The sequence below is a fragment of the Gallibacterium salpingitidis genome (genome assembly GCF_001678495.1).
Lineage (GTDB): Bacteria > Pseudomonadota > Gammaproteobacteria > Enterobacterales > Pasteurellaceae > Gallibacterium > Gallibacterium salpingitidis.
Window position 1 is genome coordinate 1 of the sequence record NZ_JTJL01000009.1, and the last position, 15251, is coordinate 15251.

Genomic DNA, 15251 nt, shown 5'->3' on the forward strand with positions numbered 1-15251 from the left:
CCCGGAAAATCTTATTGGAATGAGGATTAGCAAGAGTGCGAGGGTGTGCTTTCTTTTGCTTCGTTTTCTTTGCACAAGCAAAGAAAATGAAGTCGCCCTTTAGGGCGAAACCTAAAGGTTAGATAAGAAATAATTTAGCTCAAAGTTTTATAATTGACTTTGTCAATAAACTGAGCCCATTATAATTAATGGGCTTTCTTGATTATAAATTTTAATAAACACTAATGAAAAAAAGATTACTTACAGCCCTTTTACCATTTACGTTGATTCCAATTGATACATTGGCACAAGCTGGAGTATTGCACACTCCACCTGAAATAGAAGATGTGGCTGTTGTTGCTAAACCAGAAGCACCAACGCAGTCACCAGTTATTGAACATAGCACTGAAAAGACGATTAAAATTGCAATAGCTGATCTTCAACACAATCCGCAATTAGCTGGAAAAATTTTAAATCAGGCGATTTTACAAAGAAATTATGCGGTAATTGCAAAAGTTTTGCCGATTTATCAGACTTTTTCTAACAAAGACGAAATTTTAGTGCTGTTTGCAGAAGGAACTTTAGCTGATGCACAACAGCAATATGCTGAGGCGATCAATAAATTTCGCCAAATTTTAGCAATCAATCCGCAGCTCAACCCGGTACGAATTGCTTTAGCAATTACTTTGTTTAAGGATCAACAAAATAGTGCGGCAGAAGATCAATTTAACAAAGCGAAAACAGCTGAGAATATGCCAGCACCAATAAAATCACTGATTGATCGTTTTTTAACTGCGCTTGAACAGCGTTCCAGCTGGAAAATCAATTTTTCGGTGAATTATTTACAAGATCATAATGTGAATAACACCTCTTCTACACGAGAAATTGAAAATACTGGTTTTATAAAAGCAGAGCAAATGCTGCCGCAATCAGCACATGGCGTCGCTTACTCATTTAATTTATCAAAAGATATTAATTTATTTGGTGCACATTATTTGTCGCTAGAAAATAATCTTTTGGGCAAATTTTATTGGGATAATCGTGACTATAATGATGTATTAAATCGTACTTATGTAGGTTATACACATAAAAGTGCAGAGCAGACTTGGCGTTTGCTGCCGTTTTATGAGCGTCGTTGGATTGGTGATAAACGTTACCAATGGTCAAATGGTGTTCGTGGCGAATGGAACCGTTGGTTATCAACAAATTGGCAGCTTTCAACAGCGTTGGAATATGCTAAACAGCATTATTTCACTAGTGAAGCATTGAACGGTCATAATCAATTGGCTTCAATGACGGTGTTATGGTTGCGCACACCACAGCAATATTTCTATTTTGGCACTGATTTTTATCGTGAGAAAACCGCAGTGAAACAATATAGCCATGATGCGAAAACCTTAAGATTAGGTTGGGGACAAGAGTGGTATCAAGGGATTTCTTCTCGTTTAAGTGTAGCGTTTACAAAACGAGATTATAAGGATCAAGCTGTTTTAGCGAATATATTGCCATTAGGTAAAGTTCGTGCAGATAAAATTTATCAAGCGAATTTGATGCTATGGAAGCGTGATTGGCATTTTTGGGGCATTACCCCAAAAGTCAAATTTTCGTGGAAGAAACAAGGTAGTAATATTCCGTCAATGTACTCTTATACGGATAAAAATGTGAATCTGGTATTTGAAAAAACGTTTTGATTACTTGCATTAAGAGTGTGATAAATCCTCACCAGTTGGTGAGGATTTTTTTACCTGGTAAATGGGAAATAGACAAATTTTTGCTACAATAAGCGCCCGAAAAAAGTTGTAACTTGATAATAGGAAAAATATGGCAATCTTAACCCTTTCTGATGCATATCTCTCTTTTAGTGATCACCCATTATTAGACCATGCCAATATGACGATTGAACCTGGCGAGCGAGTCTGTTTAGTTGGACGTAATGGTGCAGGAAAATCAACATTATTAAAAATTCTTGCCGGTGAAGCAGGTATGGACGATGGGCAATTAATTGTAGAAAAAGATCGGATTATTGCTCGTTTAGAACAGGATCCGCCGCGTCATATTGAGGGCACTGTATTTGATTATGTTGCGGAAGGAATTAAAGATTTAGCGCAATTATTAAAAGAGTACCACCAATTATCATTACAACTTACCCAAGATTACCAAGAGAAAACGTTAACGCGTTTATCTGAAATTCAAGCGCAATTAGAACATTTAAATGGTTGGCGTTTTGAAACTCGTATTCAAGAAGTATTGGCAAGATTAGGTTTAAACCCTGATACAGCGTTATCTGAATTGTCAGGCGGTTGGCAGCGTAAAGCCGCGTTGGCACGAGCATTAGTGAGTGAGCCAGATCTCCTATTATTAGATGAACCAACTAACCACCTTGATGTGGATACTATCAGTTGGTTGGAAAATCTATTGCTTGAATTTAAAGGCAGCATTGTGTTTATTTCACATGATCGTGCTTTTATTCGTCGTATGGCAACTCGTATTATCGATCTCGATCGTGGTAAGTTGGTTTCTTATCCGGGAAATTATGATCAATATTTACTGGAGAAAGAAGAGAATTTGCGTGTGGAAGCGTTGCAAAATGAATTGTTTGATAAACGTTTAGCGCAGGAAGAAGTTTGGATTCGTAAGGGAATTGAAGCTAGACGTACCCGTAATGAAGGGCGTGTGCGTGCGTTGAAAGCGATGCGTGAGGAGCGTCGTCAGCGTCGAGATGTAATGGGTAAAGCCAATATCCAAGTCGATAATGCAGTGCGCTCCGGTAAGATTGTCTTTGAAATTGAAAACTTAAATTATCAAATTGGCGATAAAGTTTTATTAAAAGACTTTTCAACTACTATTTTGCGCGGCGATAAAATTGCTTTAATTGGCCCAAATGGTTGCGGTAAAACGACCTTTATTAAATTGCTATTAGGTGAATTACAGCCGACTTCAGGGCGAGTACATACAGGTACCAAATTAGAAGTGGCCTATTTTGATCAATATCGTTCGATGTTAGATCCAGAAAAAACAGTGATGGATAATGTCGCTGACGGTAAACAAGATGTAGAGGTCAATGGAGTAAAACGCCATGTATTAGGCTATTTACAAGATTTCTTATTCCCACCGAAACGAGCAATGACGCCGGTAAAAGCGCTTTCAGGTGGTGAAAAAAATCGTTTGTTGTTGGCAAAATTATTGTTGAAACCGAATAACTTATTAATTTTGGACGAACCGACCAATGATTTAGATGTAGAAACTTTAGAATTATTGGAAGAGTTATTAACAGAGTATGCTGGTACAGTCATTATCGTAAGCCATGATCGTCAATTTATTGATAATACGGCAACAGAATGTTTTATCTTTGAAGGTGATGGGGTATTGAATAAATATGTTGGCGGCTACCACGATGCGAAGCAGCAACAGGCAAATGTGTTAGCGCAAAAACAAGTTGAAACTAAGCCAAGCAAACCTGAAGTAGAAGAACCAAAAACAGATAAGAAACAAGAGTTTCGAGCTAATAAAGTGCGTAAAGTAAAACTTTCGTATAAAGAACAACAAGAATTAGCCAAAATGCCCGAATTGTTAGAACAATTGGAGCAACAAATTCAGCAATTGCAGCAAGAAATTAATCACCCAGATTTCTTTACTCAGTCAAATGAAGTAACAAGTGCAAAATTGCAGCAATTAGCGGAACAGGAACAAGCACTCGATGATGCCTTAACTCGTTGGGCAGAATTGGAAGAAATCGCTAACGCTTAACGTTAATTGTGGTTAAATGTTGAATGAATAAGCAATAACGCTAGACGAACTTGCATTTCACCACTATTTATCAGATAATGCGCCTCGTCTTTTCGACATCTTCAATGGAGGCCTTTTCGGTTCCTCGCAACAAACTCTAGCTCAGCGGGTCAGGTTCGGAAGAAAGCAGCCCAAGTTAGAACTTTGTGTGCCGAGATTCAGCTGGAAAGGACTCCACCCTAAATTTCTCACCTACACTTAAATTATCAAGCAACTAATTACATAAGTATAAAAAATCCCCTTTCATCAGTTTAACTGATCAAAGAGGAAATTTTATTTAAACAGAATTATTCAGTTGGTGCGCTGCCTTGGTTCCATTGCTGGCTTTCTGCTGGTTTCTTTGTTTGCAATAAGAAATGTTGATAAGGTTTTGCGGTTGGTTGGACCACTTTTCCTGATGGTGTTGAGAAAGCAATGCCACCTTTGAGTAACTGTTGTGCAGTACCTGTTTGTAGATTAACTCCGCTCCAGCCAACATCTAATGAATAGCCGGAAGCAAGCCAGAATTCACTATTTTGACGGACGAGATGACGATATTGTTGTCCAAGCGTAATATCCACAAAAACCCGATCCGCAGTGGTATTTAATTGAATATTACTGATTTCACCTACTTGAATACCACGATAGAGCACAGGCGCGCCGATTGATAATGAAGCAGCGCTTTCTGTTTCTAACACTAATGGGAAGCCATTACTATATTTGTTATTTTCATTACTTTGTGTCAGTTTAAAGCGTGTTTGTAACGCCCCTTGTCCGAAGCTTACTTCAATATAAGGTTTCAATAACGCATCTAAGTTTTCTACGCCGCTAGCTGAAATTTGTGGTGTGATGAGAGCAAATTTACTGCCTTGTTTAGTGAGTTGAGCGAAATAATCTCCAGTAATCAATGCCTTAGCAATCACTTGTTGTTTTTTGTCATCTAATGAAATTTTTTGGATTGAGCCAATAGTCACGCCTAAATAGCGTAATGGCATACCGACAGCAAGATTCGTTGCGTCATTAGCAACTAATTGGATTTCTTGTCCTGCGGAAAAGGCAGAAATTTTATCTGGATATAAAATCGTTTGTTCACCATTGTGCGCAACATTATCAAAACTGATCGCGCCTTTTAAGATACGAGAAAGGGGCGAGGCTTTGATATCCACTCCTTGCAATGAAACATCAACTTGCACTGCACTTTCCGCCCAGAAACGGCTTTGTTTATTAAAGAGATAACGATATTGTTGATTAATAAAGACGCCAACAGCAAAACCTTGTTTTGTTGGTGTGATACTTAAAATTTTTCCTACGGGTAAACGGCGATATAACACCAAAGAGTTCTCACTAATATCTGGTAACTCTTGTGTGGTTAATACAATGGTTGGCTTGATTTCATTAGAAGTGATACCGGCTAACGCATTGCTATTATTTTCATATAAAGGATACTCGTTTAATGGTGCACTATGTTTATTAGATTGCAGTAATACGCTAATTCCACCTTGCAGCCATTTGCGTGGTGAATCAACGTTTAATTGTACGCCGTCGCTGCTAAGGTTTAAGTTAAAATTACTTGCAGCAACAAAGAGTGTTTCGGCATTAATTAAGTGACGATAGGCAGCAAGAATAACTACTTGGAAAGAGGCTTGCTTAATATCTACTTTGCGTGAAACAACCTCACCAATTTTTAATCCGTTGTAAACAATAGGTTGCCCTTCTTCAATATTATAAGTTTGTGGTGCAGTGAGGGTAAGAATTAACACTCCCGGTTGTTGCAGTAAAAGTTCAGATTGTTTAATCACATTAAATGAGAGTGTTGGTTTTCCACTGCCTTCGACAATTTCAAAATACTTACCTTGTAGAAATTGAGCAAGATTATTGACTTCTGCTAATGATGGGCGATCTCTTAACACAATCTTTGAGCCTGTCTTTAAATTATTTTTGATACTAGGATCGACTAATAATTTTGCTTGCATAGTCTTGCTGCTGTGGACAGTTGTTTCGTCATCATCATTATAATTAATTTCACTTAATACACCGACTTGGATATCACGAAAATAGACTGGCGTTTCGTTCTCTCTTAAGCCAAATGTATCATGAGGCAGAGTAATATCGACATTTAAACCGCGTTTTGCTGCTTTGATAGAAGAGTATAGTGAAAATGTACTATCACTTTTTGCTTCAGGGCTATCATCTGGAGAATCAAAGGCGATAGCACCTTGCACAATCGCGCGCACGCTGTCCATATTGATTGAAATGCCGTTTAGACTAGCATCTACCTTAATACCGCTGATATTCCAGAAACGGCTGTCTTGCTTCACAAATTTGGCATATTGTTTATCAATAATTAGATCAATAGCCACTTTCTTATCATCAGTAAAATTATAGTTATTCACTTTACCAACAGGGACTTTGCGGAAGAAAATACTTGACCCTAATTCGATTGAACCGAGGTCATCAGCAATTAAATGGATTAATAAATCACCTTCGTTCAACTCTGCAATCGGTCCTTCTTCTTCGGCAATAAAGGTATCTTCAGTTTCATCACTTTTTCCCGGTGCAAGGGTAATATAGTTTCCGGAAACTAATGCGTCTAAACCAGATACACCAGCTAAAGTTGCAGTCGGTTGTACGATCCAGAATTTGGTATCTTCTTTTAATACTGAAACCGCTTCAGGATAGATATTGGCGGTTACTTGTACAGATTTCATATCAGCAGTGAAATTGACTTTCTTAACTAAACCAATCTGTAATCCTTGATAACGAATTGGCGTTTTTTCAGCAACTAACCCTGAACCTTCAGAGAAATAAATAGTGATCTGTTCGCCTTGTTCTTTGTGTAATTGATAAAACAACACAACACCGACACAAAAGGCAATAAAAGGTAATAACCAGAAAGGAGAAATCCGCTTAATAGCGGAGATTTTGGCAGGTGTTGAAGTATTTGCGTTATTTATGTGTTTCATAATTTTTCCAAAGTAAACGAGTATCAAAGACTTCCGCAGAAATCATAGTTAAAAATACGGCTAAACCAAAATAAATAGCGGCTGGGCCTACTGAAAAGCTGATAATTTGTCCACGTGTAACTAAAGACATCATTAGTGAGAGAACGAATAGATCGAGCATTGACCAACGCCCGACAAAATGGACAATTTCAAATAATTTCATTTGTAGGTGAATGTTTTTCCCATAGCCAAAATGCACACAGCCGAGTAAGTACAGCATAATTAAAATTTTAGAAACAGGAACAAAAATACTAGCAATAAAAACAATTGCAGCAATGCTGTAATTGCCCATTTGCATAAATGCAATAACACCGGACATTAGCGTATCTGCGCTTGGTGCACCATTGACATAAACGACAGAAATTGGCAATAAATTTGCTGGAATGAGCATAATCGCCCCAGCAATTAATGTACTCCATGTGCGTTGTAAAATTAAATTGGTATCTACTGAAGTATCAGCGTGACAGCGCGGGCAAAAGTGACCAATAGCTTGCTCAGCAGGGAAACTCAACCCACAAGTTTTACAATAACGTAGATGAGCATCTGGTGAAGTTGGATAGGGATAAAATTTATCCCAAAATTGTTTAGGTGAAGTCTTTGTAAATAGCAAAATAGTCAGAAAAGTGACTAAAACAAAGGGTAATAAATAGAGTGTAAAAGAGATACTGGCATATTCTCTGACTTTAAATGCTGCAACACCAAGTGATACAAGATAAACATCTAACATTACCCAAGATTTGATGTAATTTAATGATAATAAAAGCATTTTGGCGTTGATTTTAAACAGATAACAGATCTGTAATAAAATAATAATGACCACAAAAGCAATGGGCATCACAATCGCGCAGAATAACACCAAAAAAGCAGTGTAAGGATAGCCTTCAGTTGCCATTTTCCAGACACCGCTCCAAATGGAAGCATAAATTGGTGTACCTAAGAGTTGGATATTTAACAACGGAAAAGAGAAGGCGAATGGCATTAAAATTAGAATAGATAATGCTAAAATCGAACAGCGTTTTAAACTCCACAAATTGCCAACCCGCACAGTATGGTGACAGTGTGGACAGTTTGCTTTTTGATTTTTTTGTAATGATGGTAATAACATTGCGTGATCACAAACATCACAACAAATTGCACGTTCCGTCGCAGAAATTGAGGAGAATCGCTTAATTAACATTGAAATTTTGCTTGAGTGACACTATTAGTTTAAATAAGCCAATAAAGTTGTTGAACAAGTATATAAATAAAGAGAGAATATACAAGTAAAATAATCTCATCGATTTGAATTTCAAATAGGCGTCAATTTTGCTTAATAAAGCAGCAATGCAGCAAATTGATACAAGTTGGTAAGTCTGATTTTAGACCATTTTAGACAATTACGAGTAGGACTATGTCGTTAGAAACAGAAAACAAAAATGAACAGCAAGCCAATGCTGAAACCGCTACAAAAAACAAATTCCAAGAAAACAATCAAGTTATTGCATATTTAGCCGAAAAATTTCCACTCTGCTTTTCTACTCAAGGTGAAGCAAAACCATTAAAAATTGGTATTTTCCAAGATCTTGCTGAAAGATTAAAAGATGATGAAACGGTTTCTAACAGTCAATTACGTCGTGCACTTCGTCAATATACTGCAGGTTGGCGTTATTTACATGGCTATAAACCAGGTGCGAAGCGTATTGATTTAGATGGCAATCCTTGTGGTGAAGTAGAGTTACAACATATTGCTCACGCAGAGCAACGCTTACAAGAAAGTAAGGCGAAAAAATTTGCTAAAACAGCAGAGCAAAGAGCGAAGCAAGCAAAAGATAAAGAGCAAAAGCCGCGTAAGCCAAATTATAAGAAAAACCCACACAATAAGGGAGCGGTAAGACGTAAACCAGCGTTAGTGCCAGTGGATTTATCTACTTTGCAGGAAACACAACAAGTGAAAATTAAAGTAGGAGAAAAGACACAAATTGCGACTGTATTGGCAGTGAGCAAAGATAGTGTACGTGTTGAATTGGCACAAGGTTTAGTGTTAACGATAACGGAAGATCGTGTATTTCAACTTTAATAATTGTTGATAAATGATCAATAACTGAAGCAGGTGATAATCCTGCTTCATGTTTCTAACATAAGTTCAAATTGATTGATAAGTTTATAGAATTTAAGAGGATTGGACACGAATGAAGTTCAAGAGAATTGCACAGAGTATTATCATCGGCTATCTATTTACTAATGTACCTGCATGGGCAGTTAAACCGGATATTAATGCGGATAAGATTGTCCTGCCGACAGCAACGGAAGCAAATTCGATTGAGGCAAAACGCGTTACGGCCAGATTAATCCAATCACATTATAAAAAGTTTACGCTTGATGATGCGATGTCAGAAAAGATCTTTAATCGCTATGTCAATTTTCTTGATTACAGCCATAATACTTTTCTGCAATCAGATATTGATGAATTACGTGCTAAATATGCAAAACATTTTGATGATGATTTAGTCGCGGGCGATTTATTGGCGGCGTTTGATATGTATAAATTATTACAAGAGCGCCGTTATCAACGTTACAGCTATGCACTTTCTTTATTAGATAAAGAGCCGAATTTAAAAGAAAAAGATCAAATTGAGATTGATCGTAGTAAAGCACCGTTTCCAAAAACTGAGGAAGAAGCTGATAAACTTTGGAAAGAACGGGTGAAAAACGACATCATTTCAATGCGTTTACAAGGTAAATCTTGGCCACAGATCAAGAAGAAATTGGTTAAACGTTATAATTTGGCAATTAAACGTCTTACCCAAACCAAAGCAGACGATGTTACCCAATTATTCTTAAACTCTTTTGCAAGAGAGTTAGATCCGCATACAAGTTATCTTTCACCACGTAATGCGAAAAGTTTCCAAGAGGATATGAATTTATCATTGGAAGGTATTGGGGCAACCTTACAATCTGAAGATGATGAAACTATTATCAAATCATTAGTTCCAGGTGCACCAGCAGATAAAAGTAAGAAAATTAAAGCTGGCGATAAAATTGTTGGTGTTGGACAAGGTAATAAAGGCGAAATTGAAGATGTGGTTGGCTGGCGTCTTGATGATGTTGTAGAGAAAATCAAAGGTAAAAAAGGTACCACAGTACGTCTTGAAATTGAACCAGCGAAAGGCGGAAAAACCAAAATTATCACTTTAGTACGCGATAAAGTAAGAATTGAAGATCGTGCAGCGAAATTAAAAGTGGAAAAAGTTGATGACAAGAATATTGCTGTTATCACAATTCCTAGTTTCTATAATGGCTTAACTGCAGATGTAGTTAAATTATTAAATGAAATGAAAGAGAAAAAAGCCGACGCATTAGTTATTGATTTGCGTAATAACGGTGGTGGTTCATTACCAGAAGTTGTTAATTTAAGTGGTTTATTTATTACTGATGGTCCAGTAGTACAAGTGCGTGATGCATTTAATCGTATTCGTGTGCATGAAGATCTTGATCCACAAGAATTATATAATGGCCCAATGATTGTGGTGGTGGATCGTTTTAGTGCTTCAGCATCAGAAATTTTCTCTGCGGCAATGCAAGATTATGGTCGAGCAATTATTGTTGGGCAAAATACCTTTGGTAAAGGAACCGTACAACAAAGTCGCCCATTAAACTTTATTTATGATACTGATCCAACTCCATTGGGAGCAATTCAATATACCATTCAAAAATTCTATCGTATTAATGGTGGTAGTACACAATTAAAAGGTGTCGCGCCGGATATTAAGATCGCGGAATTGATTGATGAGTCTGAATATGGTGAAAGTAAAGAAGATAATGCTTTAGTATGGGATAAAATTCCAGAAGCTTCTTATAAGAAAGTGAGCGATTTATCTTCAATAATTAAAACTTTAACAACGCGTCATCAAGAACGTGTTGCTAACGATCCAGAATTTATTGTATTAAATCAAGATATTGCAACACGTGATCAACGTAATGAGCGTAAATTCTTATCATTAAATTTAGATGAAAGAAAAGCTGAAAATGATAAAGATGATGCAAAACGTTTGAAAGATTTGAATGCTAGATTTAAACGTGAAGGTAAGAAACCATTGAAGAAATTAGATGACTTACCGAAAGATTATGAAGCGCCAGATTTTGTGTTGAAAGAAGTAGAACATATGGCAGCAGATATGTTATCTGATAAATAAATCTAATTTTATCTGTTAAAAATCGCCTCCTAAGTGGAGGCGATAATACAATTTGGTGGAATCAAACCTCAAAATATATCAATTTCATATACAATACTGTTTTTAAGCTGCCTATGCGGCAGTAAACAAACTGGCTCTCAAGGACCTAAAGGAGACCCCTTTCTAAGCTGCCTATGCGGCAGTAAACTTTAAATCCTCTTGACTTACGCTGCCCGAAATTTTCTAAGCTGCCTATGCGGCAGTAAACGGTAATCCACCATCTTATCGACCATATAACGCTTTCTAAGCTGCCTATGCGGCAGTAAACGATCATGTGGTAAATTTTCATATTCAGAAATATTTCTAAGCTGCCTATGCGGCAGTAAACCATACATCATCACGTAGCTCACAAACGAACGCTTTCTAAGCTGCCTATGCGGCAGTAAACCACGTCGTGAAAAAGTGTTTGATCCGGTAAAATTTCTAAGCTGCCTATGCGGCAGTAAACAGAAACAGAATTATCTAGCGATCAGATGAAATTTTCTAAGCTGCCTATGCGGCAGTAAACACCATCATTATCCACTAAAGATAAGATAACTTTTTCTAAGCTGCCTATGCGGCAGTAAACTCCGAGGATTTGTTATTGAAAAATTACCTGAATTTCTAAGCTGCCTATGCGGCAGTAAACTTATTATAAATGAACAAGATTTGTTCCGCCGTTTTCTAAGCTGCCTATGCGGCAGTAAACAAATACCGTGTTTTAAATCAGGGTTGGTATCATTTCTAAGCTGCCTATGCGGCAGTAAACTAGATAAATCTATATTATCTGGATTGACAAAATTTCTAAGCTGCCTATGCGGCAGTAAACTGTTACTTTTACCATAGAAGAGCTGAAAATCATTTCTAAGCTGCCTATGCGGCAGTAAACGTGCTGGTTTCTATTACAAGTCAAAAAATACATTTCTAAGCTGCCTATGCGGCAGTAAACTGTAGCAGAAGGCGCTTCTGGTTCTACAAATTTTTCTAAGCTGCCTATGCGGCAGTAAACTATAGGTTTATGTCAGTTTGGCTATCTTTATTTTTCTAAGCTGCCTATGCGGCAGTAAACTAAAGAAATGTGAACTACCTATACGGCAGTAATTTCTAAGCTGCCTATGCGGCAGTAAACCCATTTCCATAAATAAAGCTCCAACTTTCAAATTTCTAAGCTGCCTATGCGGCAGTAAACTAGACCATAAATTACCGTAATCCCTTAAATAACAAGGATCACAGTAAAAATTTAGTTGTTAACCCTTTTTCTGTCAAACTAATAAAATTAATGGAAAATCAATTGGTTATATCAAGGGAAAAAATAAGGGTAATTGATAAGGAAGAGAGATTACTTATTAAGAATAAAAAAACTGCACCTTCCAGTTGAAGCCAACTTTTACGGTGCAGAAAGATTGTCAATAACAACTACTATGCTTAATTAAATTATTTAATATTCCTGATTATTCTAGACGTTCACCATGAGAGATTAAGTCAAGACCTTGGCGTTCCTCATCAGATGAGACTCTAATATCAGTGAATTTACTCATTACCCATAGGATTAAGAAAGACATCACACTACTATAAACTAAAGTAATTACAACACTTTCTACTTGGGCAAGTACACTTGCTCCACCGCCAGTAATATCTGTTGATACGAATACACCTGTTAATACTGCACCAGCGATACCGCCAATACCATGGATACCAAAGGCATCAAGTGAATCATCATAACCCAATTTATATTTAATTTTAGTGACTGCAATAAAGCATACTGCGCTAGTAATTACACCAATCCATACGGCACTTTGTGGTGAAACAAAACCTGCTGCTGGAGTAATACCAACCAATCCTGCTACAGCACCAGAAGCTAAACCTAATGCTGATGGTTTATGTTTGCTAAGAACTTCACATACCATCCAAGTTAATGCAGCTACTGCGGCAGCGATTTGTGTGGTAGCTAATGCCATCCCCGCGCGGCTATCGGCAGCAAGAGCAGAACCTGCGTTGAAACCAAACCAACCAATCCAAAGCATCGCACAACCAATTAAGGTTAAAGCAAGGTTGTATGGAGGCATTGCATCTTTACCATAGCCAATACGTTTACCAATAAAGAGTGCTGCACAAAGACCTGCGACACCTGCATTGATATGAATAACTGTACCACCAGCATAGTCTAAAACGCCATCTTCTGCTAACCAACCACCGATACTCCAAACCCAGTGGGCTGTTGGTACATAAACGAGTAATGTCCAAATACCGACGAAAACTAATACCGCACCAAATTTAATTCTTTCTGCAAATGCACCAGTAATAATTGCACCAGCAATAATTGCAAAAGCCATTTGGAACACCATAAATGCTGATTCTGGAATTGAACCTGCGCCTGGATATACGGTTAATTTTTCTTGTTCAGTAAAGACATTTAAACCACTTAAGAACAGACGATCTAAGCCACCAATAAATGGATTGTTTGGTGTAAATGCTAAACTGTAACCGCAAACGATCCAAATCACCGCAACTAAGCAGCAGATGGCAAAACTTTGTACCATTGTTGCGAGAATATTTTTCTTACGTACCATACCAGCATAAAAGAGTGCTAATCCTGGAATTGTCATAAATAAGACTAAAATTGCAGCCAGCATAACCCATGCGGTATCACCTGCACTAATGACTGATGTAGGTTGTACCCAGTCCGAAAGATCAGCGTGTGCTGTCATTGGCAGTAAAGCCATTAACCAATGGTATCGTTTCATTTTTACTTCCCCTAAGTCGTGTTGTGTTTCTATTATTAAAATAAATTAAAGTGCATCATCGCCCGTTTCACGAGTACGGATACGAATAACTTGTTCTAGTGGTAAAACAAAAATTTTGCCATCGCCGACGCGTCCTGTTTGTGACGCTTCAATAATTGTTTCTACTACGCTATCAACATTTTCATCACTTACAGCGATATCAATTTGAATTTTTGGTAAGAAATCAACAGAGTATTCACTACCACGATAGATTTCAGTATGTCCTTTTTGACGACCAAAACCTTTTACTTCAGTAACGGTGATACCATGAATACCAATATCTGTTAATGCTTCGCGAACTTCATCCAGACGAAATGGTTGGATAATTGCGCTGATAAGTTTCATATAAACCTCCTGTAAAGAGCTAATGAGTTTGAATTATTAGGTTTTGATAAACACTCTCGACATTTCATGTATTTTGTTTTGAATTTTTTCTATCAATTTTGCTATTAAATAGAATTTTATCTAACAAAATAGCCTTTAATGTGTTGAATGTTTATTAAATTAACCTTTGTATTAAATTGTGTTTAGATAATAAAACTTTAAATTAAATGTTGTCAAAGGTTTTTTTAGTTTTTTTATAAAAAATTTTTAATTTTTGTTTTTTTATTAGATTTTCTCTAATTAGGTTGTGTGAGAGCAGAAAATTTTATGATAAACAAGTTCTCATTAAGACGTGGATGAGGTACATTATTTTGGCGATAAAAAGAAGAGGAATTTCTATGAATAGTTTGACTAAAATTGCATTTTATCCAATCAAATCAATTCAACCTTGTTTTACGTTACAAAGTTATGTACAACTGCATGGGCTTAGTTTTGATCGAGAATTTATGCTGACCGATCCCGCTGGTACATTTATTACAGCGCGAAAATATGGTGAGTTATACCGTTTTTCAGCTTATCCAATTGCGCAAGGGATAATAGTTCGTCATCAAGATGGTAGTGAGATAGTAATTCGTTATCAAGATTTTTCCGAACAGCAAGAGTGTGAGGTATGGGGAAATCATTTCCCTTCTTATGTGGCACCAGAGCATATTAACCAATGGTTTAGTGAAAAATTACAAACGGAAGTAATGTTACGTTGGTTAGGCGAACGAGATCAGCGTTTTATTAAACGTTTTCCAGAACATAGTGTGTCATTTGCAGATGGTTATCCATTATTGCTAGTGAGCGAAAGTTCTTTTACTGCAGTGCAGCAAGCTTGCCCTGTGCCCATTACGATTGATCAATTTCGTAGTAACTTAATTGTTACTGGAGAAACGGCGTTTGCGGAAGAAAATTGGCATACCATTAAGATTGGTAGCGTAGAATTTTTGAACGCCAAATTATGTGCTCGTTGTATTTTAACAACGAGAAATTTAGCAACGGCAGAATTAGAAGCAAAATGTGAACCTTTCCGTACCTTGAAAAAAATTCACAAGAGTGAGGAAGGAGAACCGTTATTTGGTATCAATTTAATTCCACTAAATAGTGGTGTTATTCGTGTTGGTGATAAAGTAGAAGTTTTACAGTACAAAAAGGAATAAAGTGTT

9 protein-coding genes, 1 other RNA gene and 1 CRISPR repeat array are annotated in these 15251 nt (G+C 37.0%); of the genes, 6 read left to right on the plus strand and 4 right to left on the minus strand.

Translation table 11 applies throughout. From position 1 onward, the window contains the following. The first annotated feature begins 224 nt into the window (after nucleotides 1–224). The 3 genes from QS62_RS02625 (at nucleotide 225) to ffs (ending at nucleotide 3937) form a co-directional block, all read left to right on the plus strand. Nucleotides 225–1670: a surface lipoprotein assembly modifier gene (locus tag QS62_RS02625; RefSeq protein WP_066105506.1), complete on the plus strand. Its 1446-nt coding sequence runs from the start codon at nucleotides 225–227 to the stop codon at nucleotides 1668–1670. 130 nt (nucleotides 1671–1800) lie between these two features. Further along, entirely contained in the window at nucleotides 1801–3726 is a 1926-nt protein-coding gene (locus QS62_RS02630; protein ID WP_066105508.1) for an ABC transporter ATP-binding protein, read from the plus strand. Nucleotides 3727–3839: 113 nt separating this feature from the next. Next, an RNA gene (gene ffs, locus QS62_RS02635) (signal recognition particle sRNA small type) lies at nucleotides 3840–3937 on the plus strand. 115 nt (nucleotides 3938–4052) lie between these two features. Here ffs and QS62_RS02640 read toward each other — a convergent pair. Both QS62_RS02640 and QS62_RS02645 read right to left on the minus strand, forming a co-directional pair. Beyond that, on the minus strand, nucleotides 4053–6707 hold the full coding sequence (locus QS62_RS02640) for a PqiB family protein (RefSeq protein ID WP_066105511.1): 2655 nt from the start codon (nucleotides 6705–6707) through the stop codon (nucleotides 4053–4055). After that, the gene (locus tag QS62_RS02645) at nucleotides 6691–7923 is read right to left on the minus strand and encodes a paraquat-inducible protein A (protein WP_066105515.1); all 1233 of its coding nucleotides are present in this window, start codon (nucleotides 7921–7923) and stop codon (nucleotides 6691–6693) included. Before QS62_RS02645 ends, QS62_RS02640 begins: the two co-directional genes overlap by 17 nt. 213 nt (nucleotides 7924–8136) lie before the next feature. On the opposite strand from QS62_RS02645, the gene proQ reads away from it, so the two are divergent. Both proQ and prc read left to right on the plus strand, forming a co-directional pair. After that, nucleotides 8137–8802, plus strand: coding sequence for an RNA chaperone ProQ (gene proQ, locus QS62_RS02650; protein WP_082966116.1), 666 nt, complete (start codon nucleotides 8137–8139; stop codon nucleotides 8800–8802). 112 nt (nucleotides 8803–8914) lie between these two features. Further along, the gene (gene prc, locus QS62_RS02655) at nucleotides 8915–10918 is read left to right on the plus strand and encodes a carboxy terminal-processing peptidase (protein ID WP_066105518.1); all 2004 of its coding nucleotides are present in this window, start codon (nucleotides 8915–8917) and stop codon (nucleotides 10916–10918) included. A gap of 99 nt (nucleotides 10919–11017) precedes the next feature. Then, a CRISPR array of direct repeats spans nucleotides 11018–12125; the repeat unit is 28 nt; unit sequence TTTCTAAGCTGCCTATGCGGCAGTAAAC. Between the two features lie 262 nt (nucleotides 12126–12387). Here the strand turns inward: prc and QS62_RS02660 are convergent. After that, nucleotides 12388–13680, minus strand: a complete 1293-nt coding sequence (locus tag QS62_RS02660) for an ammonium transporter (protein WP_066105522.1) — start codon at nucleotides 13678–13680, stop codon at nucleotides 12388–12390. Between the two features lie 45 nt (nucleotides 13681–13725). After that, nucleotides 13726–14064, minus strand: coding sequence for a P-II family nitrogen regulator (locus QS62_RS02665; protein ID WP_066105527.1), 339 nt, complete (start codon nucleotides 14062–14064; stop codon nucleotides 13726–13728). A gap of 377 nt (nucleotides 14065–14441) precedes the next feature. Between QS62_RS02665 and QS62_RS02670 the strand changes: the two genes are divergently transcribed. Beyond that, a complete protein-coding gene (locus tag QS62_RS02670; RefSeq protein WP_066105530.1) occupies nucleotides 14442–15245 on the plus strand; it encodes an MOSC domain-containing protein in 804 nt (267 codons plus the stop codon). Nucleotides 15246–15251 lie beyond the last annotated feature (6 nt).